Origin of the sequence: Halalkalibacter alkaliphilus (assembly GCF_023555415.1) — a bacterium.
In the GTDB taxonomy this organism is placed as follows: domain Bacteria; phylum Bacillota; class Bacilli; order Bacillales; family Bacillaceae_D; genus Halalkalibacter; species Halalkalibacter alkaliphilus.
The window spans coordinates 96937-116216 of sequence record NZ_JAKRYL010000005.1; the positions used below are offsets into that span (position 1 = coordinate 96937).

Below are 19280 nucleotides of genomic sequence, written 5' to 3' on the forward strand. Positions count from 1 at the left end.
CCTAATAAAATTAGATTGATTTAATAAAATCATCAATAAGCCCAATCATCCGATCCCTGCCACTTTCAAACGGAACGGGCTCAAAGCTTTTTGCTTCTTCAAGCTTTGACTCGAGATCCTCCATCTCTACTACACTCAAAATATGACCTTTATTACTGAACGTTTCAGAGATTTCAATTTGATGATCATCATTATGTTCTCCGTATTTTTCTAAGCGTGCAGCCGCAATCACGGTTTTGCCTTTTTTCACACCTGTAATAATCGATCCCGTGCCTGCATGGGTGATGATTAATCTCGCTTGATCAAAATATGCTTCCATGTCAGCATAGCTCATAAATGGAATAAGCTTCATTGTCTCACTTTTATACGGAGTATGCCCCACTTGTACGACAACCTCTTCTGTGATTACTTCTTCCTTCTGCAGACGTTCAACCTCTTCTAGTAATCGTGTAAAGGGCAGTTCATGCGTTCCTAATACTACAAATATCAATAGATTGACCCCCCATACACGGCTTTCGGGTAGACTTTTTTCATCGATTCCCATTGAACAATAAATAAGTCAGCAATTGGATAAACCATACGCCCAGCTAGATTTGGAGTTGTTGTTTTAGCAAAGCTTTCAATGTAAACCACTTTTTTTCCAAACAGCTTAGCAATATAGCACATTGGAACTGCCGTATGAGTTCCTGTTGTAACAATGACATCCGGCCTCTCTTTTAAGAAAATAAAAAAGGACTTAATACAATTAAAAGAAAACTTAAATAAGTAACTAAATAAGTAATTACGAGCTCCATAAACTAAGAAAGACACAGGATATTCTTTTGCTAATTCTCTTGTGATACTCGATTCTTCTGTTACAATATGGTAGTCATATTTCTCAAATAACGGCTTCAACTGCAATAGTTGTGTCAAATGACCACCAATCGAGGAGATGAACATTACTTTTTTCTTTTTATTTCTTTTCATCTTCGATCACCTTATTCTCATATATCTCAAAAACCTTTTCAATTAATAGCTCTTGATCGTTTTCTAGCGCTCTTTTTCTACCAGCCTTAATTAACTGCTTTCTATAGTCCTCATTCTCAATGACTTTCCTAATACCCCTCGCTAATGAATTGGGGTCTTCCGCTTCAACTAATACCCCATGATCATTTTCTAGTAGAGTTTGAAGTCCACCTACCCTTGCTCCAACAACTGGTGTTCCACAAGCCATTGCTTCCACTGCAACAAGTCCAAACCCCTCCATATGGGACGGAAGGACGAACACATCCGCTGCTGACATCCATATCGCAACCTCCGCTTGAGGAACAGCCGGAGAAAGATGAACATCTGTTAGTTGATGTTGCCTTATATATTCTTCAACTTCTAGTTTAAATGATTCAAGCTTTGGATTTCCTATTAAATAAAGAGATAAATTTTCTTGCTCTTTCTTCAAGATTTTATAAGCTTCAAGCAGGTCTAATATTCCTTTTTCTCTTATAATGTTTCCAACAAAAACAATTGGTCTTTCACCCACCTTTATCCCGAGAACTTGCCTTGCTTCACTAACTTCATGTGGTTGAAAAACCTCTAAATTGACACCCATATTAATGACCGATAGTTTTTCTTCTGGGATATGGTACTTTTCATGAATTTCACGATATAAATCATGCCCTACCGTAATAACGTGATCAGCCTCTTCTAAAATTTTCGCCGTCCATTGCTTAATTCGCTCACTTTTTTTAGCCATCCGGTTAATATCTCCACCATGAGCCGTTACAACCATTCTTGTTTTAAACCATTTTTTAAATAAGAGGGCAAGCATTCCCGTAGGAAAGACGTAATGAGCGTGGACAACATCATAGCGTCTTCCTTTAAAAAGAAAAGAAAACATGGTCTCCGCTGCCCATTTTAGATACTTTTTTAACACGTTAGGCTTGTTCATATCTGGGTCAGATACAGCAACAACGTCAACTTTCGCCCCATGTTCTCTTAATGCCTGAACTTGATTTTTTACAAAAATGCCAAACGTTGAACTTTTTGCACCAGGGTACATGTTACTTAAAACAAGTACCCGCTTTTGTTTATTCATTTTCTTTCTCCTTCATATGCCAGTTCATCCCGATTCCTAAGAAGAGCCAAAACCATAGTGCAATTTGGTGATTTTCCCAGGCTGTAGACAATAACCCCATAATAACAAAGGCAATCCCAAATGTAACAACAAATAAACCTACCCATTTATAAATCAATTGATTTCGTTCAGCGAACAAGGTCATCTCCTTTAACACTTTAAACAAGAAATAACCGAGTAAAATAACTCCAATAATGCCGTATTCAACAAGAACATACAACGCATTGTTATCTACTGTACGCATCGTACTCGGAAGCCCTTCATGCATAAATTGGTGGAATGGTGAGTTAAAGACAAACGCAGCATTACTCCCAAACATCCCTGGACCGACCCCGGCAATTGGATTAAACATAAACACTTCTAACCCACTTAATATGATAAGGAAACGGTAGTTCTTTGTTAAATCTAACGTATATAAATTCCGCTGAGCAAACCCTTCAAGAAAGGCAAGAGCAAGACCGTAGCCTACGATAAATAAAATAATGAGTCCGATAGCAACCTTTAATAAAATACGAAATGCATTGTTTTTTCGATTGATAATACCAATTATAGCAAAGCAGCCGATTAACGCTAAAAAGGCTTGACGTGAAAACGTTAGTGCAATTGCCGTTAATAACACCGCAACGATCACCAAATAAATCGTCTTCTTCTTTGTAGAGAGCTCTTGTCGGTAAACAAATACATAGAGAGCGACAAGCAACAGTACAGCAACTAAAAATCCAGCAAGTGTATTACTAGAGTCCATTAATCCAAATGCACGAACTTCCTCCCCAACCGCAATGCTCCTTCTTTGTGAAACATCTCGTAACGGAAGTGGTATTAGTAAGGCAATTTGAATAAAGCCAATAATAGATTGAAAAATAGCCAAACCAATAATTAAATGAAACACTTTTTTCACCCAGCTAGCCGGAATATCCAAGGCAAGCAAGATAAAAAACAAAATGGCATATTGAAACAATGCACGGACTCCAAAGACACCTTGAGTAAACGGAACATTGTTCACAAACATACTAAATAGCGCAAAACTCATAAAGAGGATTAAGCTCCCGTTAATCGGATTTTTCAACTTCGCTAGTAAATGTCTCCGACCAATTTGAGGATGGATAATCACAATCAGAGCCATGGCAACAAGGAGCATTTCCCCCGTATAGGAAATGGCCATTCGGACGATTCCCGGAAGTAAGTTCCCCCAAATCCTTGTAAACTGTAGTTCAATTGATGTCCAAATAACAAGCAAGACGGTAGCTACCAAGAGGAGCCGATTCGTTCGTTCCACCGGTAAATATTTCTCTATCATAAAAAATTCACACCATTCACTTTTTATCTAATTCTAGCTGTTTCAAACCTTTTAACGCTTCTTGTTTTAATTGGTCTGATACCTTTACGTAAGCATGTTGAACCGAATCCCACTTCTCACTAATCCCGTGAAAAACATCAACAATCGCTGTTGAGTTAGGAGTGACTTTGTTAATCGGAATTCCCGATGTAGGCATACCAATCACTTTCATAAAATCCTCTACTTTATGATGATAGCCGATCCCAATAACAGGTGTTTGTGCGACAACAGATAGGATAAGCGAATGAAGCCTTGTTCCAATGATTAAATCCTGCTCCGCACTAATCCGAACAATTTCTGTTGGATGAAGATTGTCTTCAAGTAATGCAGCCTTTTCTTGATGTTGCATTTTCGAAAAGATATCTTTTGTCACTTGAACATCTTCTGGAAATTTTGTCGAGAAGAAGGTAACCTCTACCCCTTTTTCTTCAATCAATTGATCGAGTTCTGCAGCCATTCCTTCAACGTACGCATTATACTTTGGCAGATCCGGAGTCGGCCAATATTGATTGCTGAAATATGGAACGGCCGTCACTCCCACTTTTTTGATTGCCTCTGAATGCGTATGTGTTCTCTCCGCTGGTACGGAAAAAGCAGGATCTCCGATAACAGCCACAGGTGTTTTTACCCCAATGGATTGCAAGAGCTTTTGTGAGTCCGTATCACGAACAGAGACCGACTGTGCTGCATTCGTTAATTGCTTAATAAGAAACTTCCCAATCGCTGTGTTCAGAGGACCCGCGCCCACTCCATACACCACAACCCTGCACCCTGCACGCTTGCCTGTAATACCAAGGGTGCTATAAAGCGGCGCGTCTCGTTTATACATATCCATTAATAGACCGCCACCGCCAATAATAAGCAGATCAAGCTCCTTCATCACACGAAAACTCGCCCGAATCGTTGTGGTTCCTGATTTCAGGATACTCCCCTTTTTGTGGATGAGAGGTTTCGCTGTAATGCCGTAACGCTCGACCGTATTCTCAGGATTATTACTGAAGACTACAATGTCCTCTTTCTTCACATGGAGATGCTCGGTCAATTGATTCAAAATTCCCGTTAAGATCGCTTCATCTCCATTGTTGTTATTTCCGTAATTCCCAATAATTCCAACTTTCATGTTCTACGTCCTACTTTCCTGTGAATCGTTTTTCAACAAGATCCTTTAAATATATTTCCATCTCATCTTTTAAGTCTGCTCGATCAAGGGCAAATTCAATCGTCGTCTGAATAAATCCTAGCTTTTCCCCGACATCATAACGGGTCCCGCAAAACTCATAGGCAAGTACATCACGCTTTTGACTTAACGTCTGAAGGGCATCTGTCAGCTGGATTTCCTGGCCCTTTCCAGGTGCCGTATTTTCAAGAACGTCAAAGATATCTGGGGTAAGGATATAACGGCCCATGATGGCAATGTTTGACGGGGCTTCTGCCTTCGACGGCTTCTCTACAAGTCTCTTCACCTTATGAACCCCTTTGCCATAAGGCTTGCAATCAACAATCCCATAACGTTCCACTTCATGATCCGAAACTTCTTGTACCCCTATAATTGGGCTTTCATGTTTCTCATATAACTCCATCATTTGCTGCAAGCACGGAGTTTCTGACTTAACAATGTCATCCCCTAACAATACAGCAAAGGGCTCATCGCCAATAAACTTACGTGCACAATACACAGCATGCCCTAGTCCTGATGGAGTCTTCTGACGTATGTAGTGGATATCGAGTAGGTCCGTACTTTGTTGAACGGTTTTTAGTAACTCTTCTTTTTCTTTTCTTCTTAGCTCTTCCTCAAGTTCGACCATTCTGTCAAAGTGGTCTTCAATCGCTCGCTTCCCACGTCCAGTAATGATTAAGATATCCTCGATACCTGATTTCACAGCTTCTTCTACAATATATTGGATCGTTGGTTTATCAACGATTGGTAACATTTCCTTCGGTTGCGCTTTTGTAGCTGGTAAGAACCGCGTCCCTAAACCTGCTGCAGGGATAATCGCTTTTTTTACTTTCAAGACGGTACCCTCCCGTTTATCATTCAGAGTTAATTCCTTCTACATTATACATGAGTCATTCCTACATTGCAGATTAATTCTTCGTTTCAATGATGTAAAAATATATGAAAATGTACATTCTATGAAGGAATCTTACGATAACAAAAAAGAGCAGCAGATCGGTCCTCTGCTACTCTCCTTCTTTATTTACTAGAATAATAATCTTCAATACCTTTGTAGATCGCATTTGCAGCTTTTTCATTGAAATTAGAACGCTTCATGATGGAGGCATCATTGCTATTTGTAATAAATCCAAGTTCAACTAAAACACTAGGCATATTTGTTTCACGAAGTACAGCGAAGTTCGCTGTTTTTACTCCGCGATCACGTGTGCCTAATTCTGCTACTAGACGCTTATTAATCATTTCTGCAAGTTTTCTACTATCACTGCTTGATGAAGAAGATGAAGCAATCCATGTTTCTGTTCCATGACCACCTGAAGGCCCTGAGTTAACATGAATACTTACAAAAATATCAGCTTTTGCATCATTCGCAATTTTAGCACGTTGACCTAATTCAATAAATACGTCACTGTTTCGCGTCATAACTGGCGTCGCACCAGCACTTTTAAGCTTCTTTTCTAACTCAAGTCCAACAGCTAATACAATATCCTTTTCCTGTAATCCATTACCTACTGCGCCTGGGTCACGACCACCATGTCCTGGGTCAATCGCAATGACACGGTTTGATAACTTGGAGTTAGAGGTATTAGATGAATTGCTAGATTCCTTTTTGACAAATGTCGAGCTTACAAATCCCCAACCATTGCCAAACTTAATTCTATACCAAGACCCAATCGTTTCATACACATCAACTTTTTGTCCATTTCTTAAACTGCCAATTGTTGAATGATTCGTCCCAGCACCAGAACGGACATTTAATGTACTTGATACATTAACAACACCTGTAAACTGAGCGCTTTCCGGTTTTGGCTGTGATGCGCCTAAGCGATAGCTGTTATTCATCGCACGAGCTACATATGTAGCAAACTCTGCACGCGAAATGCTTTTTCCCGGTTCATAGCGTCCACCTGTTTCAACAATGCCATTTTGTTCTAAAGCTTTAATTTCTCTTTGAGCCCAATACCCAGAACTGACATCACTAAAAGAGCTAGATCCAGAACCACTCAAGTTAAAGGCCCGGACAATAACTGCTGCTGCTTGAGCTTTTGTAAGGTTATCTCCTGGAGAGAAACGTCCATCACTGCGTCCAGTCAAAACTCCCAATGAAGCAGCACGCTCGATCTCTGGCGAAGCCCAATAAGAAAGGCTCACATCTCGAAATGTGGCTCTACTAACTTTAAGGCCATCAACACCAAGAGCTCCTGTAAGAATTACGGAAGCCTGAGCACGAGTTAACGAGTTATTCGGACGGAATGTACCATTTGGATAACCTCCAATAATCCCGTTATCTTTTAAATAATGGATTTCTTTATGTCCCCATGCACTTGAAGGGACATCACTAAACGTACTTTGTGCTGAAGCATTCGTTCCTGTTCCTAACAAAAATAGGGAGAACAAGAGTCCGAAAACTAAAGACAAAGAAACTCCTCTTTTTAACAATTACATGCCTCCCATCCGTCATTTTTGTTCTATCCTAGAATACCATGTAAAATTCTATGAAACTAGCGATTTTAGAAAAATATCGAAATTAGTATTTTTTTCGTATATCTTGTTGTAATCTATATAAATTTGGTAATAGCTTAAAAACCTTTGCCGCTCCCTTCACAATCGTATGAAAAAAAGCTAAAATAAGAAGACTGTTCATATAAGGTGGTAATTATAATGAAGAAAACTCTTTTTTCTCTATTTTTAATACTCATTTTAAGTTTTTTATCCGCATGTTCGACAATAAATATGGAGAGAAAACTTGCTGAAGAACGTCGCATTGATTCGGAAGTTTATGCTTATGACGACGAACAATTTCAATATAATGATTCATTGGTTCAAACCCTCGCAGAACGTTTCCGCTTCGAGAAACTATCGACTACAAATGTAAATAGCATTATGCAAGATGAGATCGCTGCTGGTAATTATAATGAAGTTATTATTTATTTACGTTACCTTTTAGCTGAAGAAGAGTCACAAGCAGCAATGTATACAGAACGCTATTACGAAGCACTGCAAGCTCACGTGAGAAACACGAATAATCCCTCTCCGAAATTGGTAGAAGATACACTTAACCAGGCTAAACGTCAGTACGAGCGTGAGTCAGAAAGACAAAATAACGTGGCCTATTATGCTTCACTGCTAATTGATACAAAGTATGATATTGATTTAGGAGTTGAGTTACTTCTACAATTGGAAGAGGATTTATACGCTAGTGGAGAAGATCCGAATAAGCAAACATTGCACGCACTTGCAAATGCACATTATGTAAAAGGGAATTACGAAGAAAGCGTGGAGAATTACCTTTTCTTAATTGCGTTGGAACCTGATGATATGTCCCTATACTATACGTTAAGTTACGTATTAGAAGAAATGGGAGAACACGAAGCAGCAGCAGCTTACCTTGAGATGACATACTCTCCTACGACCGATTTTTTAAAGACATATGGTACAGATACGTTCGGGATGTATCGTAGTTATTTTGATTCTAAATTAAACTAGGGCGGCTTTAACCTAATGGGTGCGAAACATAGTATAGAGGAGGAAATCGAGGATGATTTCCTCCTTTTCGTTTTTTTCGAAAATGGATTTAAAGAATTGTACTAGATGATATTGGTGGGTTTGTTCACCTATTCTTATGACGGATCTATTTTATTATTCTTGGACAGTTGAGGCCTTCATCTATCTCATGATGACCTATTCCCCTGGTTTTCAGCTGCTTGCACCTTCACTTCCCTAATTAACAAAATAGCGTTGGTATATCCTTAGAAAACCTCAAAATTCAACATAATCTCATCTAAAATATGTTTGTTATCTTCATAAAAATACAGTGCCATTTCAGAACTAAAGTGATACTCAATTCCATCTTCAATAAGGATCATATGGTATCCTGCAAATTGATCATCTGCTCCTTCATGAAAATATGCTTGCTTTCCACTATTTAAAGTAACAGTATCATAATAGGTCGGCGGGAATTCAAAATCATACTCCACAACAGGCCTAGCAAAGGCAACAATATACATGTCTCGCTTTTCATGCAACGCCATTCCACTGTCGTCCCAATCATTCGGAGACCACGTAATGGGGAAGTGAACCTTAAATCCAAACTTCTGATTTTCGTACACTTGCCATGTCGATTTATCAATTTCATAATAAGACTCATCCGGATCACGCGGCTGTAAAAACACACTTCTTACATTATTAGAATAGTTATCTCTTCCAATAAAGTCTCTCGTAAAAGTAAGTTTATAAAGATTTGCATGATAAATCGTGTGCATTTCACCGATTTGAACCTCTTCTCTATCTGGAGGTCCAAATACCCTTGTTAAATCGTTTAAGGTAAGTCCTGCATCGTCGTATCGATGAAGCAAAAAAACATTGCCCGTCGGGTTAAGACCAACCAAATAACCGCTAAAATACTGCATGTAGTTTACACTTTGTGAGTCAGGTGTCCCAAATTCACGTAATACATCATAATAATTAGATCCAATCTTTACGTTCGTTCCTAGTAGCCTCCCTTCTTTGGCCTCTTCATATAAAGTTACCAACATACTCTCTTTTACTTGATCTTCATCTGCTGGTTTAAAAGCCTCATCTATTTGCCTAGCCAAAAACACAGAAAATTGAGCTCTAGTTGTTGGATTACTAGGACGAAATGTTCCATCCGCCGAGTAGCCCGTTGTAATTCGGTTTGCCGCAAGTGCTTGAGTCTCATCATACGCCCAAAAGCCATTTTGAATATCCGTAAATTCTCGATCCCACGTTCCAGATAACTCAAAAGCACGTTGTAAAATGACTGCCATTTGTGCTCGGGATAGTGTTTCACCTGGTCGGAACATCCCATCACTTCCTGTTAACAATCCCTCTTCTGCGACAGTAGCAACAATGTCATACGCATGAAAGTTTTGACTAATGTCTGCAAAACCCGGGTCCGGTCGATTTCTCGTATCAAGACCTAATGCACGAACAAGCATTGTAGCCGCTTGTGTTCGATTTATCGATAAGTTTGGTTTAAAGTTCCCTTCTGGATAACCAAAGATCACCTCTTGTTCATGTAAAAATTCAATTTCATTCTTTGCCCAAAAATCATCATCTACGTCATGAAAATCCGTTTGGGCTTGTGTGCTCGAAAAAGGCAGAAACATGTATATCAATATCGAAATAAAGACAAGCTTTAACCTAATACGAAACAATGTAGTAATCCCCCCTAATGTATAGTAACTCTTTGCTTAGTTCTAACTTGGCTTCCACCCAATCTTTCTATTCATGGCCGTTACTGTAATGCTAGAGGCCGTGCTTCCAAGTCCATCTTCCGTTACATTGATAAAACTATGAAGCTAGTATAAAATAGACAAGCAATGAGAGGGTCCTAGCTCCTTTGCTTCTTCACTTTGTATCTAATACTGATAACAAAAGTGGAGTACTATAACAAATAGGCATTTAGTCAGAGTAAGTACCAACGGAGTTTTTGATTAAATGAAATTATTAAATTGGAGATGTATATTATGGTCGATTTAAAATCACCAGAAAGAAGGTTCCGTCCCGAATTAGAAGGGATACGAGCAGTTGCTGCACTTCTGGTTGCAATTTATCATATTTGGTTAGGCTCCGTTTCTGGTGGAGTAGATGTTTTCTTTATTGTGTCAGGGTATTTAATTACCACTCTTTTATTATCAAAAATGGAAAAAGTCGGCTCAGTCAACGTATTTGAGTATATATTAGGTTTGGCTAGAAGGTTATTTCCCCTTGCTTTTACTGTTATTTTAGTAACAACCATTGGTTCTATTCTCATCTTACCGCATGCACAATGGGGAGAAACCATTCCGCAACTTTTTGCATCAGCGTTATATTATCAAAATTGGCAATTGGCCCACAATGCGGTCGATTATTTAGCACAAAATAATGAAGCAAGTCCATTCCAACATTACTGGGCTCTCTCAATTCAAGGCCAATTCTATTTACTATGGCCGTTCATTATTTTTATATCCTTTTTTATTGCCAAAAAGGTGCTAAAAACACCTGCTAGAAAAACATTGCTTGCTGTGCTGCTCACAATTTTTACAGCTTCACTCAGCTATTCCGTGTACATTACAACAGTTAATCAGCCGTGGGCGTATTTCGACACGTTCGCCCGTGTATGGGAATTTAGTCTAGGTGGAATTCTAGCGCTACTGATTCCATATCTTTCATTTAATAAAGCAATCAGTTTTATACTAGGTTGGTTTGGGTTAACGATTATCTTATTAACTGGAATTCTTTTGCCTGTATCAACAGTCTTTCCAGGATATGCTGCACTACTGCCAACAACCGGGGTCATTTTCGTCATAATCGCAGCTGAGGGCGGAAGCAAGTTTGGAGTGGAGAAATTACTAGGATCAAAGCCACTCTCATTCTTAGGGAACTTTTCCTACGGGCTTTATTTGTGGCACTGGCCGATCTTGGTTTTCTATTATGATTACTTTAGGACGGATACTGTTTCAATCGTCGGTGGGATTGCAATTATTATCGCTTCGATCACTTTATCAATCGTATCGGTAAAAATCATTGAGTCACCAGTCCGAAACATGAACGTAAAGCAATCAAAGGTCAAGTTATCAGCCATTTTGGTGAGCTTCCTCGTTCCTGTTCTTGTCGCCGGTACGGCTTGGAGCGTTCATGTAGCTAATAGTCAATCCTTAGATGGATACCATTCGATTAAAGATTATCCAGGTGCACAATCGATCTTTTATGGCATTGAACCGACCCCTGGGTTAGAGCCACTGCCGAATGCCGTTCAGGCAAAAGCTCACTTGCCAACTTTTTATAACGAAGAAGAGCTAAACTGCTACTCCGGGTTAAATGACCCTAAAGTAACACTCTGCTCGTACGGTGAGCTAGAAAACCCAGACTATACGATTGCTCTTGTCGGTGGTTCCCATTCAGGGCACTGGTTCCCTGCTTTAGAAGAAATGTCAGAAAGGTTGAATATAAGAATTGATGTTTATAATAAAGATGGTTGCAGATTTTCCGATGATGATTTCGATGGAATCCTGAACGAGTCTTGTATGGAGTGGAATGAAAATGTTCTTGATCCATTAACATCAGATCCACCTGATTTCGTATTTACAACAGCAAACGTCAATCGAGGCGATACCGTCCCATTAGGATATCTCAATCAGTGGAAAAAGATGGAAGGCATTACCGAAGTTATCGCCATCCGGGATAACCCGAGGATGGAAGATGATATTCCTTTATGTGTCGAGGTAAACCCTGATGAATGTTCCGTTCCTAGACAAGACGCCTTGTCCGACATTCCTCCGTGGGAAAACACAGAAGGGATCCCATCCAATGTGTTCTTTATCGACCTATCCGACTATTTCTGTCCAGAGGGAACATGTGAGGCTGTTATTGGAAATGTATTAATTTACCGTGACAATCATCACCTTTCCACTTTATATTCTGAAACGCTAGGACCTGTTTTAGAGGACTATATGGTTGAAGCTTTTGAAAAGCTGGACAAATAAGAACAATTGCATTTAGGGGGATCTCCCAAGGTCAAACAAAGACCTTAGGCGATCCCCTTTTTTGCATTTTAAAACAAAAACGAGGCTGTCTCAATGGTCCTTTCATTGACCATTGAGACAGCCTCGTAATCATATTAATACACGCGCGATGGCATAATTATGGAAACTTTTAAGTTGGCATTATGCTCACGGATGGCGTCCATAAATTCTTTGTCTGTCACGCCTTCCTGTAACGTGATCGTATATGTCAGTTGATACATAGTCCCAAGACTTGTCGTTTCAACTTGCTGCAAAGTATAGCTTTTTAAGTATTTATTAAACAATTCATCAAATAACTGCTCATAATGTAAGTTCTCTGGAATTGTTACTTTCAGTGTTTTTTCTTCCACATCTTTCTTGCCATAATCAACAACAAATAAAATGTAGATTAAAACAGACAGCGTAATCGCAAATAAAATAGCTAAAATATAAAAACCTAACCCGCAAGCAATCCCTGTTGCCATGCCGAAAAAGATAAATGCAATATCTTTCGGGTCACTCATTGCACTTCTAAAGCGAATAATCGAGAACGCCCCGACTAAACCGAAGGCCACGGCAATATTATTTCCAATGACAATCATAATGACTGAGACAACGACAGACATAATAATGATTGTATGAATAAACGACTGAGAATATTGACCTTTTTTATGAGTAAGTTTATAAACCCATGTAATTAGTAAGCTTAAAATAAAACTTAAAATAATGGCTGCAAAAGACTCAATCACAGCTAACCGTGTAGTATGATCTGCAAAAAATTGAAGTTCTTCAAACAATTGATTCATCGTATTCTCCTCAAGCTAAATAATGACTTTTTCCCTCAGTGTTACAGCGTCCCTACGAGCTTCTTCCATTAAGTCGATACTTGTACAAAATTTCGAGACACTTTGCTTTTTACATTCAAATTCGCTAAGTAGACGCGTCAACCAAAGCGGGACACTATGCGTAACCTTCACTTCCATAATAACTAAATTCGGATCAACAAAGTGCTTCCCTTGTGGTCCATCTTCTACCCGCAAGTTATCATCACGGCACATTAAATTAAAATCGAACGTAACACGCAAGTCCTCTTCATATAGACCATGGAATGCCTGACGATCATAACTGACAATGATTCGAGGATCTAAGTCATATAAGCTCTTGAACGAATGAACCTCTTTTAGAATTTGCGGGTTTGAAAGGTCGTAGCCTTCCATAAAATCAGTTGTGCCACTTTGCAAGTAATGGTAAGCGTCACTTAATTTAATTTTCGTACGACGCTTATTAACGACATTGTTATACTTTTGCTTTACTTCTAAAAATGCAGGACCTTCTATCGTTGCATCTTCATAAACACGAAGTCGAAGCTTTTGCCTGAACCTAAGTTTATTTCTAGTTTCATAATAAATCTTTTTATCAGGGGAATCAAAATATAAACTAACAATGTTATAATAACCATTTGTACCAAATTTGTCATATCGCATTCTTTCTAACAAATAAGGGACTAATTTTTCGTAAATATTATATGGGATTAAATATTTCACTTCAAAACGACTAAAGATCTCAAGTGCCAAGACCAATCACCACCTTAATTTATATTGGACTTAAGCTTTACAATATCTTTATAATAAAACTGTTGATTTTTACAGAATGTTAACATAATTAGTAGTATAACACTGGTTGAATTCAACTGTCATTACAAAATCTAAGAGTTTTATTAATGGGAAAATCATTTTGAACTCATGATCATATTCAAGTTTCGTACAGGAGGACTCATACATTGAAGAAGCAATTGTTTAAGAATTTACTATGGCTTATCCCTATTATTGCCCTAATATGGGGGATTGGATTTCAAATTGCCGATGATCAAAAATTGGTATTTGAAGATCCTGCTTTCGAAGAAGCAATTCGGACAGAATTACAATTAGAAGAAGGAGCTATCCGGAAAGATATGCTCAATCGAGTAGAAAATCTCTCCCTTGCTAATAGTGGAATTACTTCCATTGAAGGGATACAAGCCTTTGAGAGCTTAGTAAGTTTAGACATATCTGGCAATAAAATTAGTGATTTGCAACCATTGCAACGGATGATTCGACTAGAAAGTTTGGACGTTCGAGATAATAACATTACTACGCTTGAGCCATTAGCTCAATTAAGAGCATTAACTTCCTTAAGTGTACGAGGGAATAAAGTTGAAAGCTTGGAACCAATTGGAGATTTAACAAATCTACTTTCACTAAACATTCGTGAAAACAAAATAGATGATTTAACTCCTCTTAGTAAATTGACAGAGCTTAACGACTTAAATGCAAGGTATAACGACATTACATCCGTTGAAGTGTTAACAACGTTACCTACTTTACGTGAGCGTCTTTATTTGGAAGGAAACCCCATTACGGATTGGATTTTACTTTCCGAAGCATACGACTCAATCAAAGATAAAGACTTTGCGCGGCCCGAACATCATTTAGTCTTTTCTGAAACAGGTGGATTATTCGATTCCGAGATTACGGTAAGCATATCTACAGAAGGAGATTCTGAAGGTGTCATTCGTTATACAACGGACGGTTCAGCTCCAGATGAAACATCAACTGCTTATAGTAACCCTATTGAAATTGCAAAAAATACAGTTATTCGTGCTAAGTTTTTCGCGGAAGGGATAGAGGAAAGTGATGAGGTTACTCACACATTCTTAATTGGTGTTGACACAACATTACCAATTGTTTCTATTTCAACTGATCCAGCAAACCTATTTGACCGAGAAATTGGAATCTATGTACCAGGTATTTACTACAACCCAGATGCACCGAACCCACATCACACTGGAAACTTTGCACAAAGCGGAGCAGAATGGGAACGCCCAATTAACCTTGAGTTTTTCGAAAAAGACGGAGAGCGAGTCTTATCACAAGGTGCAGGTATCCGGATGCATGGAGGTGCATCAAGGACCGTTGATCGAAAGTCATTCCGTCTTTATGCTAGGAGTGATTACGGTGAAAATCGATTCCGTTACCCATTCTTTGAGGATGACACGCGAAGTGAGTATAACCGGTTACTTTTAAGAAATTCCGGGAACGATTGGAATAACACATTGTTCCGTGATGCCATGCTTCAAGAACTAATAAAAGATTTCGATTTAGAAACACAGCTATACCGTCCTACTACGCTATATGTAAATGGCGAGTATTGGGGTATTTATAACTTGAGAGAGCGGTATGATAGCCATTATTACGAAATTAAACATGGTGTCGACCCTCAAGATCTTGATTTTCTTGAAAGAGATGCAACGGTTATAGAGGGGACAAATGATGATTATGTTGCTCTTCTTGCCTATATGAGAGAAAATGATCTATCACAACCTGACGTCTATGACCAAGTTGCAAACCAAATTGATGTAAACAATTTTATTGATTACCAAATTGCACAAATTTTTGTGAGAAATACAGACTGGCCGGGAAATAACAACCGTTATTGGCGTGAACGACCTGATGGGAAGTGGCGCTGGTCTGTCTATGATCTTGATTTTGCTTTTGACTTACCTGGAGCTATCGGTACTGTTGCTCATCATACACTTGCATTTGCTACAGAACCAGGTGGGACAAGCTGGCCAAACCCAGATTATTCGACGTTTTTATTACGAACGCTTCTCGAAAATGATTCATTCCGTGAGACATTCATCTCACGCTTTGCTCATTATTTAAATACGAATTTCGAATCAGATCTAGTCATTCAAACGATTGATAACATGGCTGCGGTTATTGCCCCTGAGATGCCAAGTCATATTGATCGTTGGGGTGCACCTGTTGATATCGAAAAATGGAATGAAGAAGTCGATACAATGCGCCGCTTTGCCAAAGAGAGACCCGATTTCGTTCAAGCTCACCTTTTAAGCTATTTTGATTTACGTGGAATAGGCGAAATGACAATAGCTACCGTTGATCCTGATCTAAAATGGAAAATTGCTGGACGAGATGCAAGTGATTTACCTGCCGGATGGAGTGGAACATATTTTACAGACACACCAATTGATGTTTCGTTCCCGGAATTAGAGCAAATCCAAATTGATTCTAGTGATGAAACAGTCGTGGAAATAGGAGAAAACGGTACATTACTTTTACAAGAAAAGGGATTTTCTACGATTACTTTCTCGACAGCAAATGAAGTTGTTCTTGAGTTAACGATCGATGTCTCTCATATTAAGCAAAACAACGAAACGGTAGAACTAGGTAGTACAGTTGAGTTAATCGATACTAACGTTGTACGTTGGGAAACAAGTGACGCAGATGTCGCTTCTATCGATGAAAACAATGTTCTCCAAATTAATGATTTTGGTTCCGTTGTTGTTACTGGCCACACCCGTGAAGGCAATGTCATTCACATTCTAAATGTTTCTACAAACAATGTCGCCGGTACCGCTGATTTTTACAATGCAAATAGTCCGATCTTCCATTACTCTGGAACTTGGCAACAAAGCAGAATTGCTGAACATAGAAATCAACTAGCGATCTTCTCAAACGAAAAAGCTAGTGAAGTCTCTTTCACCTTTGAAGGAACAGGATTTATTTGGTATGGATACAGCGCAAGTACTCAAGGGTTAGCTGATGTTTATGTAAACGATGAGCTAATTGCTGAAGTCGACACTTATCAACCTAATGCAGTCTTCCAAAATGAGTTATTTGAGTTGACCGGATTAGAACATGGTGAGCATACAGTTACGATTGTTGTTAAAGGCGAGAGCCGATCTGAAGCTACGAATGAGCGAATTCATATTGATGGGATTCAAGTAGTAAAGTAAATAAATAACAAAGCATGCACACGGAGTCTTTTAGGCGAAACTCTCGTGTGCATTTTTACATTTAATTGTAGTAGACAAGTTAAAGTTTTAATTTTGAGTTATGAAAGACTCTTTTTGCAACTGATTTACATTAAAATTGGTCTTCCTTATAGCTATGATGCTCTTTTCTCAACCTCTCCCCTCTTCCTTCTGTCTTCATCTATACTAGCGATCTTCTCATAGCAGGCTTTTTAGCGTGCGGAGTCATTGCCACTAAAAAGGTTGAATGGTACCTTTTTCAGTAGCTTCGCTTTTCACTTAGATTTCTATCTTCCACTTAAATCCTCATAGGCATTCTCGTAATAAAATGGTAATCTAATATAGGAGTTTTCGACTACTACTTACTAACTTTTTTGTGAGGAGCGTTTCATTGAGAAACCTATTTGCCACGTCCATTATCTTAATAACCATTGGTGCATGTTTATATAGCATTTTTCAGTCCGAAGAAGCCTATAATCCAGAACTTGTTCTAGAGAATAATGAATCATATGTCCTAGAAAACACATCAAATAAGCTTAACCCATACGTGAAATCAGAGTATCTACCTGTACTCATGTATCATCATTTTGAAGAAGAAATTACGGATTACCCATCCATGACCGTAACTCCAGAAACGTTTAAAAATCAATTACTCGCATTAAAAGAAGCCGGATATGAAACCATTACGACCGAACAAGCGTTACAGTTTTATCAAAAGAAACATGATGGTCTACCAGATAAACCCGTTTGGATCACAATCGATGACGGCTATCTAAGTAACTATGAATTTGCTTTTCCGATTTTAAAAGAGTTGGATATGAATGCAACGATCTACGTTATCGCTAGCAAAATGGGGAAAGAACGATTGAACATCCCACACTTTACATGGGACCAGGCTCTTGAGATGGTCGAGTCCGGGTTGATTGATATTCAAAGCCATACGTATGATTTGCATCATCGAGAAAAAAAGGGCCTTGAAGCCATGCTTCTTCGTGAGGAACGGGATGACCAAGAGGAAATAGACGAGCAATACTATACTCGGATTTTTGATGATTTACAAAAATCAATTGATGTGATTGAAACAGAACTTGGAACAAAGGTCTTCTCCTTCGCTTATCCTTTTGGAGCCTTTAATGATGTAACCGAACAAATTGTTCAAGATGTCGGATTTGAATTGGTATTACTAACAGGGAGACGGACAAGCCATATAACTGACAATCCCCTGCGAATTAACCGCCTTAATGTTAATGATAACGTGTCAGGTATAGAATTAATTGAACGAATCGAAACGTTTAAGCCTTCTGTTTTGGATGAAGGAATATAGAGGCATTCAAAAAAGCAGAGCGTGCGAGCACGCTCTGCTTTTTTATATAGCTTGTTCTCGCAACTGATCAAAGTCAATTGGCTCATTATGATCTCGTAAATTAATAATCACCGACTCATCAATGACATGAAATTCATCAAGAACTTCTACTAAATATCGAAACCTTGTTTGAAACCTTAGGATATCAAACGTTTCTTGATCTACTTGCACAATCATATCAATCCGCTCAATTTCCACTGATTCCATAACAGAATCTAAATCTACTCCTTGTAATTCGCTTAAATTCATTTGTTCAAGGTGACTGCGAACAAGAGGCTTATACTTTTCATCGGAACCTCGAAACGATACTTCATAAGCTGCAACGATTTGCTTGTTTTCATCTTCTTCCAGTTCGAGGTCTACTTCCTCAGCCTCATCAATAACTTCCACTTCTGACACATCTTCGGCAAATACTACATCCACTTCTTTCATTAGAAATTCATGGCGATATGGCTTATAAATTGATAATAACGAAGATATATTTTCAAAAACTACGTCATCAAATTGTTCACGATCATTTGTTTCCCAAGTAGCTCCTTGATGGTCTGGCAAAGTAAGCCATTCATCATCATTTAAATACATTTGAAATTGCAGAGGTTCCCGCAAATCGAGTAAGGACATTTCAACCGTTCCATACATTTCTAACGGCTCAAATTGTACATCTGCCTCCATCGTACTGCGAAATGTCTGCTGTTGAGCTCGTAAGCTTTGCGTCCTTGATAATGACACGGTTTCTAATTGTTCTAATTGGGCCAATCCTTCATCATAGACTTCTTCCGTTGAAATAGATTCACGACACCCTGTTAAGATGATTATGACCATAAGTATGATCCCTGCTGCTATCTTTCTTTTCATAACTATCTCTCCTATTTATGACAACAAATAACTACGATTTACGCTAATTAATCACTCTTCCTATTGTACATAAATGGGTTATCCGAAAACAAGCGATATTTCATCTAAGAATGAATTCAAAGTA

Annotated in this window: 15 protein-coding genes; 4 read left to right on the forward strand and 11 right to left on the reverse strand. The window is 38.7% G+C overall.

Translation table 11 applies throughout. The features are described 5' to 3' along the window. Positions 1–10: 10 nt before the first annotated feature. The 7 genes from pssE to MF646_RS06495 all read right to left on the reverse strand — a co-directional run bounded on the left by pssE (position 11) and on the right by MF646_RS06495 (position 7059). Positions 11–490 (reverse strand): PssE/Cps14G family polysaccharide biosynthesis glycosyltransferase, encoded by a 480-nt coding sequence (pssE, locus tag MF646_RS06465; RefSeq protein WP_250095676.1) that lies wholly within the window; start codon positions 488–490, stop codon positions 11–13. Further along, the gene (gene pssD, locus MF646_RS06470; protein ID WP_250095677.1) at positions 487–966 is read right to left on the reverse strand and encodes a PssD/Cps14F family polysaccharide biosynthesis glycosyltransferase; all 480 of its coding nucleotides are present in this window, start codon (positions 964–966) and stop codon (positions 487–489) included. Before pssD ends, pssE begins: the two co-directional genes overlap by 4 nt. Then, the gene (locus MF646_RS06475; protein WP_250095678.1) at positions 953–2071 is read right to left on the reverse strand and encodes a glycosyltransferase; all 1119 of its coding nucleotides are present in this window, start codon (positions 2069–2071) and stop codon (positions 953–955) included. Before MF646_RS06475 ends, pssD begins: the two co-directional genes overlap by 14 nt. Next, a complete protein-coding gene (locus MF646_RS06480) occupies positions 2064–3407 on the reverse strand; it encodes an O-antigen ligase family protein (protein ID WP_250095679.1) in 1344 nt (447 codons plus the stop codon). Before MF646_RS06480 ends, MF646_RS06475 begins: the two co-directional genes overlap by 8 nt. Positions 3408–3423: 16 nt before the next feature. Continuing rightward, positions 3424–4566 carry a polysaccharide pyruvyl transferase family protein gene (locus MF646_RS06485; protein ID WP_250095680.1) on the reverse strand — a complete coding sequence of 381 codons (1143 nt, stop codon included), beginning with the start codon at positions 4564–4566 and terminating at the stop codon, positions 3424–3426. A gap of 10 nt (positions 4567–4576) precedes the next feature. Beyond that, positions 4577–5458, reverse strand: coding sequence for a UTP--glucose-1-phosphate uridylyltransferase GalU (gene galU / locus MF646_RS06490; protein ID WP_250095681.1), 882 nt, complete (start codon positions 5456–5458; stop codon positions 4577–4579). Positions 5459–5640: 182 nt separating this feature from the next. After that, positions 5641–7059, reverse strand: coding sequence for an N-acetylmuramoyl-L-alanine amidase (locus tag MF646_RS06495; RefSeq protein ID WP_250095682.1), 1419 nt, complete (start codon positions 7057–7059; stop codon positions 5641–5643). A gap of 222 nt (positions 7060–7281) precedes the next feature. Between MF646_RS06495 and MF646_RS06500 the strand changes: the two genes are divergently transcribed. Beyond that, a complete protein-coding gene (locus tag MF646_RS06500) occupies positions 7282–8106 on the forward strand; it encodes a tetratricopeptide repeat protein (RefSeq protein WP_250095683.1) in 825 nt (274 codons plus the stop codon). Between the two features lie 263 nt (positions 8107–8369). Here the strand turns inward: MF646_RS06500 and MF646_RS06505 are convergent, their stop codons facing one another. Beyond that, positions 8370–9797 (reverse strand): S-layer homology domain-containing protein, encoded by a 1428-nt coding sequence (locus MF646_RS06505; protein ID WP_250095684.1) that lies wholly within the window; start codon positions 9795–9797, stop codon positions 8370–8372. Positions 9798–10109: 312 nt separating this feature from the next. Here MF646_RS06505 and MF646_RS06510 point away from each other — a divergent pair, with 312 nt between their 5' ends. Then, on the forward strand, positions 10110–12107 hold the full coding sequence (locus tag MF646_RS06510) for an acyltransferase family protein (protein WP_250095685.1): 1998 nt from the start codon (positions 10110–10112) through the stop codon (positions 12105–12107). Positions 12108–12241: 134 nt separating this feature from the next. Here MF646_RS06510 and MF646_RS06515 read toward each other — a convergent pair whose 3' ends face one another. Together MF646_RS06515 and MF646_RS06520 are read right to left on the reverse strand one after the other, a co-directional pair. Beyond that, a complete protein-coding gene (locus MF646_RS06515) occupies positions 12242–12931 on the reverse strand; it encodes a DUF4956 domain-containing protein (RefSeq protein WP_250095686.1) in 690 nt (229 codons plus the stop codon). Positions 12932–12946: 15 nt separating this feature from the next. Continuing rightward, a complete protein-coding gene (locus MF646_RS06520; protein ID WP_250095687.1) occupies positions 12947–13699 on the reverse strand; it encodes a polyphosphate polymerase domain-containing protein in 753 nt (250 codons plus the stop codon). A 206-nt stretch (positions 13700–13905) separates the two neighbouring features. On the opposite strand from MF646_RS06520, the gene MF646_RS06525 reads away from it, so the two are divergent. Beyond that, positions 13906–16920, forward strand: a complete 3015-nt coding sequence (locus MF646_RS06525; RefSeq protein WP_250095688.1) for a CotH kinase family protein — start codon at positions 13906–13908, stop codon at positions 16918–16920. A gap of 409 nt (positions 16921–17329) precedes the next feature. Next, on the forward strand, positions 17330–18262 hold the full coding sequence (locus MF646_RS06530; RefSeq protein ID WP_250095689.1) for a polysaccharide deacetylase family protein: 933 nt from the start codon (positions 17330–17332) through the stop codon (positions 18260–18262). Between the two features lie 42 nt (positions 18263–18304). Here MF646_RS06530 and MF646_RS06535 read toward each other — a convergent pair whose 3' ends face one another. After that, positions 18305–19156 carry a DUF6612 family protein gene (locus tag MF646_RS06535; RefSeq protein WP_250095690.1) on the reverse strand — a complete coding sequence of 284 codons (852 nt, stop codon included), beginning with the start codon at positions 19154–19156 and terminating at the stop codon, positions 18305–18307. Between the last annotated feature and the right edge of the window lie 124 nt (positions 19157–19280).

What these genes read in the sequence shown, in the direction of transcription:
- pssD (WP_250095677.1), bottom strand. Translation starts at nt 966, where the DNA reads ATGAAAAGAAATAAAAAGAAAAAAGTAATGTTCATCTCCTCGATTGGT.
- MF646_RS06475 (WP_250095678.1), bottom strand. Translation starts at nt 2,071, where the DNA reads ATGAATAAACAAAAGCGGGTACTTGTTTTAAGTAACATGTACCCTGGT.
- MF646_RS06480 (WP_250095679.1), bottom strand. Translation starts at nt 3,407, where the DNA reads ATGATAGAGAAATATTTACCGGTGGAACGAACGAATCGGCTCCTCTTG.
- MF646_RS06485 (WP_250095680.1), bottom strand. Translation starts at nt 4,566, where the DNA reads ATGAAAGTTGGAATTATTGGGAATTACGGAAATAACAACAATGGAGAT.
- MF646_RS06500 (WP_250095683.1), top strand. Translation starts at nt 7,282, where the DNA reads ATGAAGAAAACTCTTTTTTCTCTATTTTTAATACTCATTTTAAGTTTT.
- MF646_RS06510 (WP_250095685.1), top strand. Translation starts at nt 10,110, where the DNA reads ATGGTCGATTTAAAATCACCAGAAAGAAGGTTCCGTCCCGAATTAGAA.
- MF646_RS06515 (WP_250095686.1), bottom strand. Translation starts at nt 12,931, where the DNA reads ATGAATCAATTGTTTGAAGAACTTCAATTTTTTGCAGATCATACTACA.
- MF646_RS06535 (WP_250095690.1), bottom strand. Translation starts at nt 19,156, where the DNA reads ATGAAAAGAAAGATAGCAGCAGGGATCATACTTATGGTCATAATCATC.